The 14,994-nt window shown below is 68.6% G+C and carries 9 protein-coding genes and 2 pseudogenes; 8 read left to right on the top strand and 3 right to left on the bottom strand.

What is annotated here, in order from left to right; genetic code table 11:
- Window positions 1-4: 4 nt before the first annotated feature.
- Both ACZ43N_RS39775 and ACZ43N_RS39770 read left to right on the top strand, forming a co-directional pair.
- Window positions 5-1,666, top strand: a complete 1,662-nt coding sequence (locus tag ACZ43N_RS39775) for a carboxylesterase/lipase family protein (RefSeq protein ID WP_468104339.1) — start codon at window positions 5-7, stop codon at window positions 1,664-1,666.
- Window positions 1,663-3,036 (top strand): phenylacetate--CoA ligase family protein, encoded by a 1,374-nt coding sequence (locus tag ACZ43N_RS39770; protein WP_468104338.1) that lies wholly within the window; start codon window positions 1,663-1,665, stop codon window positions 3,034-3,036. Before ACZ43N_RS39775 ends, ACZ43N_RS39770 begins: the two co-directional genes overlap by 4 nt.
- Here the strand turns inward: ACZ43N_RS39770 and ACZ43N_RS39765 are convergent.
- Window positions 3,020-3,679: a TetR/AcrR family transcriptional regulator gene (locus ACZ43N_RS39765; protein WP_468104336.1), complete on the bottom strand. Its 660-nt coding sequence runs from the start codon at window positions 3,677-3,679 to the stop codon at window positions 3,020-3,022. The genes ACZ43N_RS39770 and ACZ43N_RS39765 overlap by 17 nt on opposite strands.
- Before the next feature lie 264 nt (window positions 3,680-3,943).
- Between ACZ43N_RS39765 and ACZ43N_RS39760 the strand changes: the two genes are divergently transcribed.
- Window positions 3,944-4,480 carry an AAA family ATPase gene (locus ACZ43N_RS39760; protein ID WP_468104334.1) on the top strand — a complete coding sequence of 179 codons (537 nt, stop codon included), beginning with the start codon at window positions 3,944-3,946 and terminating at the stop codon, window positions 4,478-4,480.
- A gap of 493 nt (window positions 4,481-4,973) precedes the next feature.
- Here ACZ43N_RS39760 and ACZ43N_RS39755 read toward each other — a convergent pair whose 3' ends face one another.
- Window positions 4,974-5,294 carry a hypothetical protein gene (locus ACZ43N_RS39755; protein ID WP_468104332.1) on the bottom strand — a complete coding sequence of 107 codons (321 nt, stop codon included), beginning with the start codon at window positions 5,292-5,294 and terminating at the stop codon, window positions 4,974-4,976.
- An 832-nt stretch (window positions 5,295-6,126) separates the two neighbouring features.
- Here ACZ43N_RS39755 and ACZ43N_RS39750 point away from each other — a divergent pair.
- The 3 genes and pseudogenes from ACZ43N_RS39750 to ACZ43N_RS39740 all read left to right on the top strand — a co-directional run.
- Entirely contained in the window at window positions 6,127-8,688 is a 2,562-nt protein-coding gene (locus ACZ43N_RS39750; protein ID WP_468104331.1) for a GH32 C-terminal domain-containing protein, read from the top strand.
- 779 nt (window positions 8,689-9,467) lie between these two features.
- The gene (locus tag ACZ43N_RS39745) at window positions 9,468-9,626 is read left to right on the top strand and encodes a hypothetical protein (RefSeq protein ID WP_468104329.1); all 159 of its coding nucleotides are present in this window, start codon (window positions 9,468-9,470) and stop codon (window positions 9,624-9,626) included.
- Window positions 9,627-10,405: 779 nt separating this feature from the next.
- A pseudogene (locus ACZ43N_RS39740) lies at window positions 10,406-10,619 on the top strand (FCD domain-containing protein); the annotation flags it as partial.
- A 438-nt stretch (window positions 10,620-11,057) separates the two neighbouring features.
- Here ACZ43N_RS39740 and ACZ43N_RS39735 read toward each other — a convergent pair.
- Window positions 11,058-11,337, bottom strand: a pseudogene (locus ACZ43N_RS39735) (non-reducing end alpha-L-arabinofuranosidase family hydrolase); the annotation flags it as partial.
- A gap of 769 nt (window positions 11,338-12,106) precedes the next feature.
- On the opposite strand from ACZ43N_RS39735, the gene ACZ43N_RS39730 reads away from it, so the two are divergent.
- Both ACZ43N_RS39730 and ACZ43N_RS39725 read left to right on the top strand, forming a co-directional pair.
- A complete protein-coding gene (locus ACZ43N_RS39730) occupies window positions 12,107-13,537 on the top strand; it encodes an endo-1,4-beta-xylanase (protein ID WP_468104327.1) in 1,431 nt (476 codons plus the stop codon).
- 98 nt (window positions 13,538-13,635) lie between these two features.
- Window positions 13,636-14,940 (top strand): RICIN domain-containing protein, encoded by a 1,305-nt coding sequence (locus tag ACZ43N_RS39725; protein WP_468104365.1) that lies wholly within the window; start codon window positions 13,636-13,638, stop codon window positions 14,938-14,940.
- The last annotated feature ends 54 nt before the right edge of the window (window positions 14,941-14,994 follow it).

Below are 14,994 nucleotides of genomic sequence, written 5' to 3'. Positions count from 1 at the left end.
ATGGATGAGAGCCGAGAGCCTGCGCCACGCCCTGACCCGCGCCACAGCCGCCACGGCGGCCCTGCTTCTGTCACTGTCCCTCGCCCCAGCCGCCGCCCGCGCCGAAGCCGGCGCCACCCCCCTGATCGTGCACACCGACGGGGGCCGGCTGCGAGGCGCGTACGTCCGCGACGGCGGACGAGTCTTCCACGGGATCCCGTTCGCCGCACCCCCGACCGGTGAACTGCGCTGGCGTCCTCCGCGACCCGCGATGCGCTGGTCCGGCGTGCGGGACGCCACCGTGCCGGCCCGTCCGTGTCCCCAACTGCCGCTGACCCTGCTGCCCGACGGCGGACCCGTGCTGCCGGGGGAGTCGAACCTCACCGGCAGCACCACTGAGGACTGTCTGTACCTCAATGTGTGGACACCCGCCCGCACCGGCCACCGCCCCCTTCCGGTGCTGGTGTGGCTGCACGGCGGAGGCAACGTCTACGGAGCCGGCAGCGACTACGACGCCTCGGCGATGGCCGCGCGCGGCATGGTCGTGGTGACCGTCAACTACCGCCTCGGAGCACTGGGTTTCCTCGCCCACCCCACCCTGTCCGCCGAGAGCGCGGACCACGCCTCCGGCGACTACGGCCTGATGGACCAGCAGGCCGCCCTGCGCTGGGTGCGGCGCAACATCGGAGCCTTCGGCGGCGACCTGAACCGTGTGACGCTGGGCGGCCAGTCGGCCGGGTCGGCGGACACCTGCCTCCACATCGCCTCCCCGACCGCGGAAGGCCTGTTCCACCGGGCGATCCAGCAGAGCGGAAGCTGCGCCTCATCCGGCGGTCTGACACCGCTGGCGCTCGGCGCGGCCGAGCGTAAGGGAAGCGACTTCGCGGCCTCTGTGGGCTGCGGCGACCCGTCCGCCGCGGCGGACTGCCTGCGCGCGGTGCCCACCACCGAACTCATCCGCGCCACAGGCACGAGGGCCGCGTCGTTGTGGGCCCCTAACACCGGGCCCCGCGTTCTCCCCCGCTCGCCCGACACGGCATGGGCCGAGGGACGCGTCCACGCGGTCCCGACGCTGAACGGCAGTACCCACGACGAATACCGGTATTTCACCGCGCTGTACGTCGACCTGCTCGGTGGCGGCCCGCTGACACCGGACATGTACGCCGCGCTCATCAGGCTCCAGCACGGCAGCCGCGCGTCCGCGGTGCTCGACGCCTACCCCGCCTCGGCGTATCCGTCCCCGAACCTGGCCTACTCCGCCGTGGGCACCGACCAGCGGTTCGCCTGCACGGCACGGGCCGACGGCCGGCTGTACAGCAGCCGCGCGCCCGTCTACGCCTACGAGTTCGCCGACCAGCAGGCACCACCGTTCATCCCGGCACCGCACACGCCGCAGGGCGCCTTCCACGCCTCCGAACTGGCCTACCTCTTCCCCACGGACGCGGTACCGGCCCTGACACCCGCCCAGCGGCGGCTGTCCGCCACGATGACTTCCTATTGGGCCCGCTTCGTCGCCACCGGCAATCCCAACGCGCCCGGAACTCCCCCCTGGCCGCGCCACACCGTCGACGGAGACCGCATCCAGGTGCTGGCGCCGGACCGGGTCGGTTCCACCACCGGGTTCGCGGTCGACCACCACTGCGCGTTCTGGCAGGCCTCCCCCGCTCCCCGAGGAGCCGTGCGATGACATCGACATCGACACCGGCCCTGGTCCGGGACGGGCGGCGGACGCTGCGCCAGGGCCCGGACGCCCTGGCCGGCAAGCAGCGTGAGCGCCTGGCCGCGATGGTCGACTTCGCCCGCGCCGGCTCCCCGTACTACCGCGAGCTGTACCGGGCCCTGCCCGAGCGCGTCGAGGATCCAGCGCTGCTGCCGGTGACAGACAAGCAGAGCTTGATGGCCCGCTTCGACGACTGGGTGACCGATCCCGAGGTGACCATCGACCGCGTACGGGCCTTCGTCGCCGATCCCCGACGGGTCGGCGAACGCTTCCTGGGCAGATACCTGGTCACCACCACATCCGGAACCACCGGGCACCGCGGCCTGTTCCTCCTCGACGACCGCGCGGCGGCGGTGGCCAGGGCCCTGTCGCTGCGGGCCGCCCGGCGTGCCCTCACCCCTTCGGTGACGGCACGGCTGCTCGCCCGCCGCCTGCGGGCCGCGCACATCGTGGCCACCAGCGGTCATCTGGCCGCGCACGCCGTCATCGCCCGCTCCCGAGCGGCCGGCCGCCGGCACACGAGGGGCAGTCTGCTGCTGTCGGCGCACAGTCCGCTGCCCGACCTGGTCGATCAACTCAATCATTACCGACCGGCGTTGCTGGCCGGCTACGCCACCGTGATCGCGCTGCTCGCCGGCGAGCAACTGGCCGGCCGGCTGCGTATCGCCCCGGCCGCGGTGTCACTCCTGGCCGAGGGCCTCAGCGACCGCGACCACCGCAGGATCCGCTCCGCCTTCGGTACGCACGTGTTCGACACCTACGGCTGCAACGAAAGCCTCGCCCTGGCCTACGGCTGCCCGTTCGGATGGCTCCACGTCCACAGTGACTGGCTGATCCTGGAGCCCGTCGACGCCGATCACCGGCCCACGCCGCCCGGGCAGGAGTCCTTCACCGTGCTCCTGACCAGCCTGTGCCGGTGGGCGCAGCCGATCCTGCGCTACGACCTCGGCGACAGCGTCCTGCTGAGCCCGGAGCCGTGCGCCTGCGGGGATCCGCTCCCCGCGATCAGGGTCCGCGGCCGTGCGGCCGACCTGCTGTCCTTCCCACGCGGGGACGGCGGCACCGTCCGTATCGTGCCCATGGCCTTCGAGACCCTTCTGGAGAGCGTCCCGGACATCGAACAGTTCCAGATCGTCCAGACGGCACCCACCAGTGTGCGCGTGCGGATCCGGTCCGCCGCCGGAGCCGATCGGGACCGGCTGTGGATGGGGGTGCGCGGAGAGTTGGTCGCCCTGCTCGCCGCCCACGGTGCCGGCCGGGTGAGCGTCGAGCGTGCCAACGAACCACCCGAGCAGTCTCCGGGCGGCAAGTACCGGGTCGTCATTCCCTGGTCGTGACGTCGCCCCGCGGGGCGTCCTCGCCCGGGACGCCCCGCACCGGGACGCCGTGGTGGACCGCCAACGCCAGCAACGCCACACGCAGCGTCACGGTGTCCAGGACCGTACGCGGCTCGAACCAGCGGGCGACGGCGGTTCCGCTCGCCATCCTCAGCGTGAAGCGCGCCAACTCGTCCGCCACCTCGGGGCGGTCGCCCAGCGCGAAGACGGAGCTCACCGAATCCCGGGCCCACGCCACCAGTGCGTCCCGGTAGTGACGCACCTCGGCCACGGCCGCAGCGCTGGCGTCCTGCTGCATCATGCCCAGCCCCAACAGCAGCTTCACACCGTACGGATGTCGCCGGAACGCGTCCTCGACCTCCCGGAGAAAGGTGTCCAGACGCTGCTCGGCATCACCGCCCGGCACTTCGGAAGGGGGCAGAGCCGCCAGCAGCGTGGTCCTGGCCCGTTCCAGCACCGCGACGTAGACGCCGTCCTTGCTGCCGAAGTGCCAGTAGATCGAGCTGACGGGCAGACCGCACGCGGCGGAGATCATCGAGATGGACGTGGCGGCGTAGCCGTGGCGCGACATCAGTTCGGCGGCCGTGTCGAGTATCGCGTCACGGGACCGCGTGCCGCGGTCCTGGGCCGGTGCCTCCGTCATGAGGCCGACTCTAGAGGAAACACGGCCCGACGGGCCCTGATCCGATCAAGCCCGCCCGGCAGCACTCCGCCTGACCGGCCGTACGTCCTGCCCTGCCGTAGCAGGTCGCCGAGCGGCGCAAGGTCGTCCACGCCATGTGGCCCCCAGCCTCCTCGCCCCCGGCCGACGCCGTCGCCCACGGCACGCGCGGTTGCTCCGTGCCGTGCAGCGCGATCCGCGGCTTTGTCGGAGCAGTCCGGGGGTGGTCACGTCTACGTTGGCGGCGTGACATTGGTGTGGGTAACGGGCAATGCAGGGACTGGTAAGTCAACCGTCTGCGGGGGGTTACGAGCGCGGGGCCACGTCGCTTTCGACGCCGATGAGGACGGCTTCTGTCGCTGGATCGGCCGAGCCAACGGCGAGGTCGTAAGGGATCCCCCGTACCCGGTTCCCGAGAGGTGGCTCGATGCATACGGGTGGGAGATTGTCCGCGAGCACGTTGAGACCCTCGTCGATGAGTCCGGTTCCCGCATCGCGTTCTTGTGCGGGTCGGCGGAGAACGAGGCAGACGTCCTCGATCTCTTCGACGTCATCGTGTGCCTGGTGATCGACGAGGCCACCCTCCGCCACCGGCTCGCGAACCGCACCACGAACCCCTTCGGTCAACATCCCGAGGAACTCGCGGCAGCGCTGAAGTGGAATCCTCGGATGCGAGCGATCTACGAAAGCCGTGGCGCGACGATCATCGATGCATCCAAGCCGGTGACCGAGGTGGTGGACAGCGTGATCGATGCAGTTGAGGAGCTGAGAGGTGGCGGGTAGATCGATGTTTGTTTCGCGCTTTCCGGAGGGGCAAGCGGGCTGACCGCGGTGTCGCCGGGTGGCAACGGCCGCGGCTGGGTGCACAAGCCCTGCTCGGTCCCGACCGGGACTCTGCGCTCGCTCTGCCGCTTGAGCTTCTGTCGGGTGTTGTTGATGTTGCTGAGCGCGATCTCCAGATCCAATGCCTCCGCGTCACCACGATGTGGCCTTCCACCGGGTGCCGATGCCGGACCGCGATCATCGCGGAGGGTGTGGCACCGAGCTGTAGTTGGCCAGGGCGCTCTCGCGGGCCGCAGGCCGCGGACTGCCGTTGTCTCGTGGCTGGCCATTGCGTTGCGCCCTGCCGAGGTCCCCTGGGCGGTCGCGGACACCTCGGAGCAGCTGAGGGCCGCCGCCTTGGACCAGGCCCGCGGTGCGGATCCCAGCACCGCGGGCCTGCCAGGGGAAGATGGTGCGCACCGCATCTGATGCGCACCGGGTCCGGCGTTTCCTGCTACGCAGCCTGCCCGCCGTCAAGTTCCCGCCGGGCGGCCAGAGCCCTCGCCAGCACCTTGTCCCGGTAGGGATTCGCGGGGTCGAGGGCCGTCGCCACTGTCACCGCCTCGTCCAAGAGAGCCAGCCGTTGCCCGGGCAGCTCCCGCACCAGCGGCGAGGCGCTGGCCTCCACCAGGACGTACGCCAGCTTCGACCCGTACACCTCCGGCTCGACCTGCGTCAGCAGGCGGTAGATCCACAGCCCCTCGACGCCCCGCACCACCCGCCGGTTGGTGCCGAGCAGCTTGACCTTCGCCCGCAGAACCATTTCCTGATCCATCGATCCCCCTTCGCTCCCTCACCCCCCGGCCCATCCGTCACGCGGCGAGACAGCACAGCGAACGCGTCGGCAGCCCAGAACGGGTGCCGACACGGACGTCGGAGAGTGGATGACGACGAGTCTGCGGGCGGACCACCACCAGCGACAAGCCCGAACGGACGTGCGCTCCGTCCTACCGAAACCAACTCCGAACAGGCATGATGGATCTGACACTCGCTGAGGACCGATCCCGCGCCCCTGGGCGCGCGCAGCGCGACCCGCGCATCGTGCGTTGCGCCGACGACGCGGATGCCGACGGCGGGCAGTTCACTCCCGGCGCCTTCTCAACGGCGAAGCCGGTGCCCCCTTGGCGACGGATCCTGGCTCAGCGGAAACCTGACAGCCACCCCGTCCGTCGAACGCGCCCTGGAGGGCTTGACGGCAGGATCTGCGGGCACGCAGGGTCAACCGGCCGGAAGCAACTCGGCAACCGGTCGATCGCAGTCGCACCGGTGTTGCGGATACCCCCTCGGCCGTCACCTGCGTCACCGCCCCGACCTGCCCAGATGCCATCCCAGCCGCGCCATGCCGAACCCGTCGGCGCGGCTACCGCCGACCGACATCGCACTCGGGGGGGCGGAGTTCGGTGTCGGAGCAATTCGCGTCCGAACCGTTGACGCGCCGACCGTATCGCGCTTCATAATCGGGCACTCGATGTCATCGATGACATAAGTCAACGATGACATCCAGGCGGCTGCGTGGACGTCGCGGTCACCGAGTCGGCACTTTCGGTCCGCCCGCGCCAGGGCCGCATTCACCGCTGCGCGGACGGTCCGCAGGACAAGGAGTCATCATGAGCTCTGCACGCGTATCCCGGCATGCCTCCCTGCGCTTGATGGCGGCGGTGGCGACCGTCTGCACCCTGTCGACAGCCCCGTTCGCGCCCGGAGCGGTCGCCGCCGACACCCCGCCGTACGCCGAGACCTACAGACCCCAGTTCCACTTCACCCCGGAGAAGAACTGGATGAACGACCCCAACGGGCTCGTGTACTACAAGGGCGAGTACCACCTCTTCTACCAGTACAACCCGAACGGCAACTCCTGGGGCGACATGTCCTGGGGGCACGCGGTGAGCAAGGACCTCGTGCGCTGGGAGGAGCTGCCGCTCGCCCTGTCGCACGACGACGAGGAGATGGTGTTCTCCGGCAGCGCGGTCGTCGACTGGAACAACACCACCGGCTTCGGCACGAAGGAGAACCCGCCGATGGTGGCGATCTACACCAGTGCCTACAAGAACGGCGGCAAGCAAGCCCAGTCCCTCGCCTACAGCACCGATCGCGGCCGCACCTGGACCAAGTACCGGGGCAATCCCGTCATCGACATCGGCTCCAAGAACTTCAGAGACCCCAAGGTCCAGTGGTACGCGCCGACCAAGAGCTGGCTCATGACGGTCTCGCTGTCCGAAGAGCACAAGGTGCAGTTCTACTCGTCCAAGAACCTCAAGGACTGGAGCCTGCTCAGTGAGTTCGGGCCGGCCGGCGCGACGGGCGGCGTGTGGGAGTGCCCCGACCTGTTCCCCCTGGCGGTCGACGGGGACAAGAAGAACATCAAGTGGGTCCTGGTCGTGAACATCAACCCCGGAGGTATCGCGGGCGGGTCGGGCTCGCAGTACTTCATCGGCGACTTCGACGGCAAGAAGTTCACCGCCCAGGACAAGGGCACCTACACCCCGCCCACCGGCACGGTGGTGCAGGACTTCGAGAGCACCGACTTCGGTGCGTGGACCACCACCGGCAACGCGTTCGGCCAGGCGCCGGCGGCTGGGGCGGTGGACGGGCAGGGGGCGGTCACCGGCTTCGAGGGCAAGGGCCTGGCCAACAGCTTCCACAACGGAGACGGCACCACCGGCACCCTCACCTCCCCCTTCTTCACCGTCGACAGCCCTTACCTGAACTTCAAGATCGGTGGAGGGCGGCATCCGCACGAGGACGGTACGGCCCTGGATCGGACTCCGCCCGAGGGCACGATCCTGGCCGACTTCGAGGGCGGAACGTACGGCGACTGGACGGCGGCCGGGGACGCCTTCGGCACCGCACCGGCCACCGGCACCCTCCCCGGCCAGCAACAGGTCTCCGGCTTCCTGGGAGACGGGCTGGCCAACACCTTCCTGAACGGCGACTCCACCACCGGCACCCTCACCTCGCCCGAGTTCACCCTCCACAAGAAGTACGTCAACTTCCTCATCGGCGGCGGCAACCACCCGGCTGGCTCCGCCAACCCCACCGCGATCGAGCTCCTCGTGGACGGCCAGGTCGTCCGCAGCGCCACCGGAAGGGACGTGGAAGCGCTCAACTGGGCGACCTGGGACGTCGGCGACTTCGCCGGAAAGAAGGCGCGGATCAGGATCGTCGACGACAACACCGGCGGCTGGGGCCACCTCAACGTCGACCACATCATGCTCTCCGACACCAAGGCGCCGCAGGTCTCCGCGGAGACGTCCGTCAACCTGATCGTCGACGGCGAGGTCGTACGCAGCGCCACCGGCGCCGACAGCGAGACCCTCGACTGGGCCTCCTTCGACCTGCGCCCCTACCGCGGCAAGCGGGCACGGATCCAGGTCGTCGACATGAACACCGGCGGCTGGGGTCATGTCCTGGCCGACCAGTTCACCGCCGCCGACAAGCCCGCCAGGTCCGCGCTGCAGCGAGCCGACTGGACCGACTACGGCAAGGACTACTACGCGGCCGTGTCATGGGAGGACGCACCCGGCGGCAAGCGCTACATGATCGGCTGGATGGACAACTGGGACTACGCCGGCTCCGTACCCACGACCCCCTGGCGCGGCGCCCAGAGCATCCCCCGGGAGATGGCCCTGCGCACGGTCAACGGCCGGATCCGGCTGACCAGCAGGCCGGTGGGCAGCCTGGAGTCCCTGAGGAACCAGCGCCCTGTGACGGCATCCGGCGTCACCGTCAAGAACACCTCCAAGGCCCTACTCAACCGTACAGGCAAGGGCAGGGCACTCGACATCGAGGCCACGTTCTTGCTCAAGGACGCCGAACGGTTCGGCCTCAAGGTCCGCACCGGCGCGGGCGGAGAGGAGACCGTGATCGGCTACGACGCCACGGCCCAGGAGCTGTACGTCGACCGCTCCCGCTCCGGCGCCGTCGACTTCCACAACACCTTCTCGACCGGCGTCCAGACCGCACCCCTGAAGCCCAGGAACGGCAAAGTAAAGCTGCGCGTCCTCGTCGACTGGTCCTCCGTCGAGGTCTTCGGCGGCAACGGCGAGGCCGTGATCACCGACCAGATCTTCCCCGACCCGTCCAGCACCGGCGTCGAGGTCTTCGCCGAGCGCGGCACCGCCACCCTCGACCAGCTGCGGGCGTGGCAACTGGGGTCCGTCCGGAGGTGACGAGCCCGTAGAACGGCTGACGTCGAGTTGCCGGGTGCCGCATGCGCGCGGCCTGACAATCCCGGTCCGGAAGACGTCTGCGTAACGAGGCCGTCGGGGTGCGTGGAGCAGGGAAGCCCCCCGGGCGTCACCGCCCGGGTTGGCCTGCCCCGCGGGTTGAGTGAGCGTCAGGTGCGTCCGGCGATGACGGCTCCGTCGACGTCCCGGACGGCGCCGGTGACCCGGTCGGCCCGGTCCGACAGCAGAAAGGCGACGGTGGCCGCCACGTCGTCGGGGGGTGCCGGTCCGGCCGATCGGGTGGAAGTCGTGGAAGTCGTTGAAGCCTTCGAGCACGGAGTCGACGTCGGGCTTCGGGATGAATTCCTCGTGGATCGGGGTGCGGACGGCGGCGGGGCCGACCGCGTTGACGGGGAGGGTTTCTCTCCGGTGCGGGATGACCAGGACCACGCCCCGAAAGCCGAGGCCGGCCAACCGCCTATCCGACAGATGAGGTGGTAAACGGCTCACCGCACGCCTGGCCGCTGCTTTGCCCCGCCCCGGGGGATGAACCTACGTACGTCTATTACGTAGTTCTACTGTCGCCCCCGGAAGGCTGCGTTCGGAGACTCGCCCCATGTGCTTCCGGACGAGCCGTGGTGTCACGCCGGGGAACTTGCTGCGTCCCTACCGGGCAACCGTCACCGTCGGCCCAACGGGTAGCGCATGCCGTCCAGTCGATAGAGCCCAGCTGAACGTTGGAGAGTCCTGCGTTGGTTTCCAAGATTCGTGTCCTTCTGGGCATGCTCGTGCTCCTGGCACTGGCCATCGGCGCCATCGCCCTGCTCGCGGCCATGAAAGCCGATGCCACCTGGTTCACGATCGTTCCTCCCGGCATCCTCGTTACCGGCGCGGCCGTCGGCCAGTCGCTCGGATGGTTCAACAAGAAGGCCGGTGACTGACCTGGCGGCTCGCCGGGCACACGCTCACGTATCACCATGGCCTGGAACTGGTCTTCGGCACCTGGCCTTCGTCGTCTGTCCGGTGACTTTCCATGACCCCGTGTTCCGTGCGCCCACGCCTGGTGAATTGTCGAGAGCCACCCACCAGCACGGTGAAAGACCGCCCGTTCTGGTTACCTTCGAGGAGCTGACGCGGGCGGGCGGGAACGCGGTCAACTGCTTCCTGACCAACTGAGAACTGGTGTGAACGGTGATGCGAGGAGGGACTCTGAGTCCCCCCGCATCCGTCTGCTACTGCATCAGAAGGCCGAGCAGGGCTTGGTGCGCTGGGGCGAAGAATGCCGATCGGCCGCTGCATGACTTACGCGCCAACTCGTACAGTGGCCCTGGTAGGAGTGGAAGCCGCCCCAGTAGCTGCAGCGCGGGCAGCGGGCCGACAGGCCCGCTGGCCCATGCGCGCTTGGCCCATGCGCTGGAAGACCGCGCTGAACGCCTCCGGCTCACCTTCGAAGGCCGCCTCTCCGTAGCCCGTCCGTAACCGTCCTCCCCGGTTACGCCGCTCGTTTGACCCGAGTCTCATGATTCCCCAACCGCGTGGCCCGAGCGTTCTCCCTCTCTTCGGTGCTTCTCCTCGCCTGAGCAATCGCAGGATTCCTGAAGTGTTCTCACTGTGCCCGACCAGTCGGTGGTCAGGGTGACGGTGAGGGGGCTCGAGTTGGCGCTGGCTGCGCCACGGGAGTGCGTGAGGTCCGGCCCGCCAGGCCTGATTCGGATCATGCTTGTTCGAGTTCCGCAGGATCCAGGAGATGGCCCGCCAGCAGTCTCGCTGCCACCTGTGTCACGCCTGCTGAACCGCACCCGATCGAACGAGCCGCGCAGGAGTGCGGCACAGGTTCGTCCATGGTCAGGTGGATGTGTTCAGCCAGGCAGACGACGACTTCCACGCGGCCGTGGCTGCGGCGCCCCAATACCTTCCTGGTCAGCACCCTGCGCGGGTAGACGGTGGGAGCGAGGGACACGGACCGACCAACGGCACTCGTGCAGGCGTCCGACGACTACCGGGGATCAGCGCGAACATCTGCTGGGTCGACGGTCGGTTCCGGGTGGAGCACACACCTGGCAAGTCGGCAGGCTGGTGGACACAACGGGGGCGCGGCTCGTCGCGGACCGGCGGGGCGATCGAGGAGGGTCCGGGCCCAACCTTTGGGGCGGGGTTGTCAGGTCTGGCAAAGGGCTGTCCCGTAATCCGCGGTGGATCAGCGCACGGCGTCGGATGCGGTGCATCGCAAGGCGGAGGGGCGTCCGCATACTGGATGTATGCGGGCGTTCCGACAACGCGGCGAGGTGCCGTAGCCGGCGTCGTGCGCCCGCCGGGGATTACGGGACAGCCCTAAGGGAGTGGACTGACAGGCAGGTGCAGAGGTGCATTCGTGAACTCATCTGCGACCAGTTTTGGTGAACAGGCCGAAGTGCATCGAGCCCAACTCGTCCCGTGTCGTGCGTCGTCGCACACACGAGCTGCCTGCCGTTTGCACGGGGCGACGGTGTAGTCCTTGAGCGAAACGCATCCCGGCTTGGGCTGCGCCGGCGCGCCCGTTGACGACCGGTGGTATGTCGCCGGAAGGCCGACGAGCCGGGGTTGCCGGAAGCCGGGGTTGCCGGCGCCGACCTTGACGAGCTGCCACTCCTGGTTGCTGCTGCCCCAGTCGTTCTACTGGCTCTGATCGTTTCTGGCTTCGGCTGGTTGAGTGGGGCCTCGAAACTTTCGATGCACTTCCCGAATCTTTGTTGTCACAAGCTAGGAATGTGAGGCGCTCCGGTCAAGCCCTGTCGCCGATCTGTCCACAAACTGCTCCTCGGCCGGAAGTTCTCCGGGGAGTCCGCGCTGGGGGCTCGCCAGGCCAAGTACCCACGCAGTCGGCGCCCGAAGGGGCGCAGTCCGGCTGGACAGGTTCCGAATGTTTCGAATGGACGACGGAAACATTCCCTGTGATGAGTATTGACGATTCATCGTCAATCCATCAACCTCCGTCTCTGGGTGACCGGCCGTATGTCGAGACTTCCAACGGCGTCGGCCCTGAGCAAACTGCGCTGCACGGCAGATCCAGGCACTACTGCACCGCAGATCCGTGCACCGCAGCACCTGCGCCACCCGGTTTTGTTCTTGTTCCGGTGAGGTTCGCACCAGCGCAGCCTGGCTCTTCGTGCAGTCGGAGAGGTACGCGACGCCGCGTGACGGTCCCCCGGCTGAGCCGCGATGGAGTGCCCCCGTGTCTGTGTCGAAACACCGCTGCCGCCCGCCGTCGCGGCCGACCGGGCGCCGTCCGTGCCGCTGGAGATCGTCTCCGTCCCATGACGCGGTGTCCCGTGATCCGTGCTGCCCGGATGCCCCTTCTCACCGTCCGTCTGCCGAGTGGGAGCGGACGACGCTTTCCCCTGCGCTCCAGTCATTCCGTGATGTCTACATTGGAGGCACCGTCATGGGCTTGCATGCTCTTCCCAGACCCGTTGTCCGCCGGAAGATCCGGGGCCTCCTGCCGGCGCTGGTCGTCGGCGTCCTCGGCGCGGTCGCCACACTGGTCGCGCCGCCGACCGCACACGCCGCCGAGAGCACGCTCGGAGCCGCGGCTGCGCAGAGCGGCCGCTACTTCGGCACCGCCATCGCCTCGGGCAGGCTTGGCGACTCGGCGTACACGGCGATCGCGAGCCGTGAGTTCAACTCGGTGACGGCCGAGAACGAGATGAAGATAGACGCCACCGAACCGCAGCGGGGCCAGTTCAACTTCACCGCCGGTGACCGCGTCTACAACTGGGCGGTACAGAACGGCAAGCAGGTGCGTGGTCACACCCTTGCCTGGCACTCCCAGCAGCCGGGCTGGATGCAGAGCCTCAGCGGCAGCACGCTGCGCCAGGCGATGATCAACCACATCAACGGCGTGATGACCCACTACAAGGGCAAGATCGTCCAGTGGGACGTCGTGAACGAGGCTTTCGCCGACGGCAGTTCGGGAGCCCGGCGCGACTCCAACCTGCAGCGCACCGGCAACGACTGGATCGAGGTCGCCTTCCGCACCGCGCGGGCAGCCGACCCGGCCGCCAAGCTCTGCTACAACGACTACAACGTCGAGAACTGGACTTGGGCCAAGACCCAGGCCATGTACGCCATGGTCCGGGACTTCAAGCAGCGCGGCGTACCGATTGACTGCGTCGGCTTCCAGTCGCACTTCAACAACGACAGCCCTTACAACAGCAACTTCCGCACCACCCTGCAGAACTTCGCCGCCCTCGGCGTCGATGTGGCCATCACGGAACTCGACATCCAGGGCGCCTCGGCCACGACCTACGCCAACGTGACCAACGACTGTCTGGCCGTACCGCGCTGCCTCGGCATCACCGTCTGGGGTGTGCGCGACTCCGACTCCTGGCGACCGGAGCACACGCCGCTGCTGTTCAACCGCGACGGCAGCAAGAAGCCCGCCTACACAGCCGTCCTCAACGCACTCAACGGCGGCACCCCTACGCCCCCTTCGGGTTCCGGCCAGATCAAGGGTGTCGGTTCGGGCCGCTGCCTGGACGTCCCCGGCACCAGTACCACCGACGGCACTCAGCTCCACCTTTGGGATTGCCACAACGGCACCAATCAGCAGTGGACATACACCGCCGCCGGTGAGCTCAGGGTCTACGGCAACAAGTGCATGGACGCCGCCGGCACCGGCAACGGCACCAAAGTCCAGATCTACAGCTGCTGGGGCGGCGACAACCAGAAATGGCGCCTCAACTCCGACGGATCCATCGTCGGCGTCCAGTCCGGCCTCTGCCTCGACGCCGCCGCAGGCGGCACCGCCAACGGCACCCTGATTCAGCTCTCCTCCTGCTCGAACGGCAGCAACCAACGCTGGACCCGCACCTGATGAGCCCGCCCCAAACGAAGGGTGAATCGATGACGGCCTACGATGCGGCTTTCCTCGCCACTCCAGCAAGACATCGCTGGTGGTCCCGGATCGCAGCCCTGGTGGCCGCGACCCTCGCGATCGGCATGCTCGCCGTGGTGAATCCGGCGCCCGCCGAGGCGGCGACGGTGGACACCAATGCCTGGTACGTCCTGGTCAATCGCAACAGCGGCAAGGCGCTGGACGTCTCCGGAGTGTCCACCGCCGACGGCGCGCGGGTCAGCCAGTGGACGCGCAACGACGGCGCCAACCAGCAGTGGCAGTTCGTGGACTCCGGCGGCGGCTACTACCGCCTCAAGGCCCGGCATTCGGACAAGGTTCTGGACGTGGCCGGCGCCTCGACCGCCGACGGTGCCGCGATCCAGCAGTGGGCCGACGGTAACGGGGCCAACCAGCAGTTCCGCCTGGCCGACTCCGACGCGGGCCACGTCCGGCTGATCAACCGCAACAGCGGCAAGGCGGTGGAGGTGCAGGGCGCCTCCACCGCCGACGGCGGCAACGTCGTCCAGTACACCGACGGGGGCGGCGCCAACCAGCAATGGCAGATGATCAAGCTGTCGTCCGGTGGCGGTGGCGGCGGATGCGGCAGCGCACCGACTCTGGCGAGCGGTACGCACACGATTCAGAGCGGCGGCAAGAGCCGCAGCTTCATCCTGAGGGTGCCCGCCAACTACGACAACAACCACCGCTACCGGCTGATCTTCGCGTTCCACTGGCGAGGCGGGACCGCCGGCGACGTCGCATCGGGCGGCACCAGCGGGAACGCCTGGTCCTACTACGGCCAACAGGAACAGTCCAACAACAGCGCGATCCTCGTCGCCCCCCAGGGCCTCGGTAACGGCTGGGCCAATTCGGGCGGTGAGGACGTCACCTTCGTCGACGACATGATCCGGCGCATCGAGGGCGGCCTCTGTGTCAACCCGGCACAGCGCTTCGCCACGGGATTCAGCTGGGGCGGCGGTATGAGCTACGCCCTCGCATGCAGCCGGGCGAACGTCTTCAGGGCCGTCGCGGTCATATCCGGTGCTGAGATCAGCGGGTGCACTGGCGGCAGCCAGCCCATCGCCTACTTCGGAATCCACGGCATCAGCGACTCCGTCCTCAACATCGGGCAAGGACGGTCCCTGCGCGACAGATTCGTCCGCAACAACGGCTGCGCCGCCCAGAGCCCGCGCGAGCCCGCGCCGGGCAGCCGAACGCACATCACCACCACCTACTCGGGCTGCCGTGCCGGATTCCCGGTCCAGTGGGCCGCGTTCGACGGAGGCCACGCACCCGGTCCGGTCGACGGCTCCGGCGGCGACAGCGGCGTCGCCACCTGGACCAAAGCAGAGATCTGGAGGTTCTTCGCACAGTTCCAGTGACACGACCCCACCGCAGAGTGGAGCCAGGAGGATCCTGGCTCCACTCCTTCGGCC

Source organism: Streptomyces sp. NPDC030814, assembly GCF_055572155.1.
The sequence above is the reverse complement of the archived record's forward strand: the minus strand, read 5'-3'. Positions and strand labels throughout refer to the sequence as shown.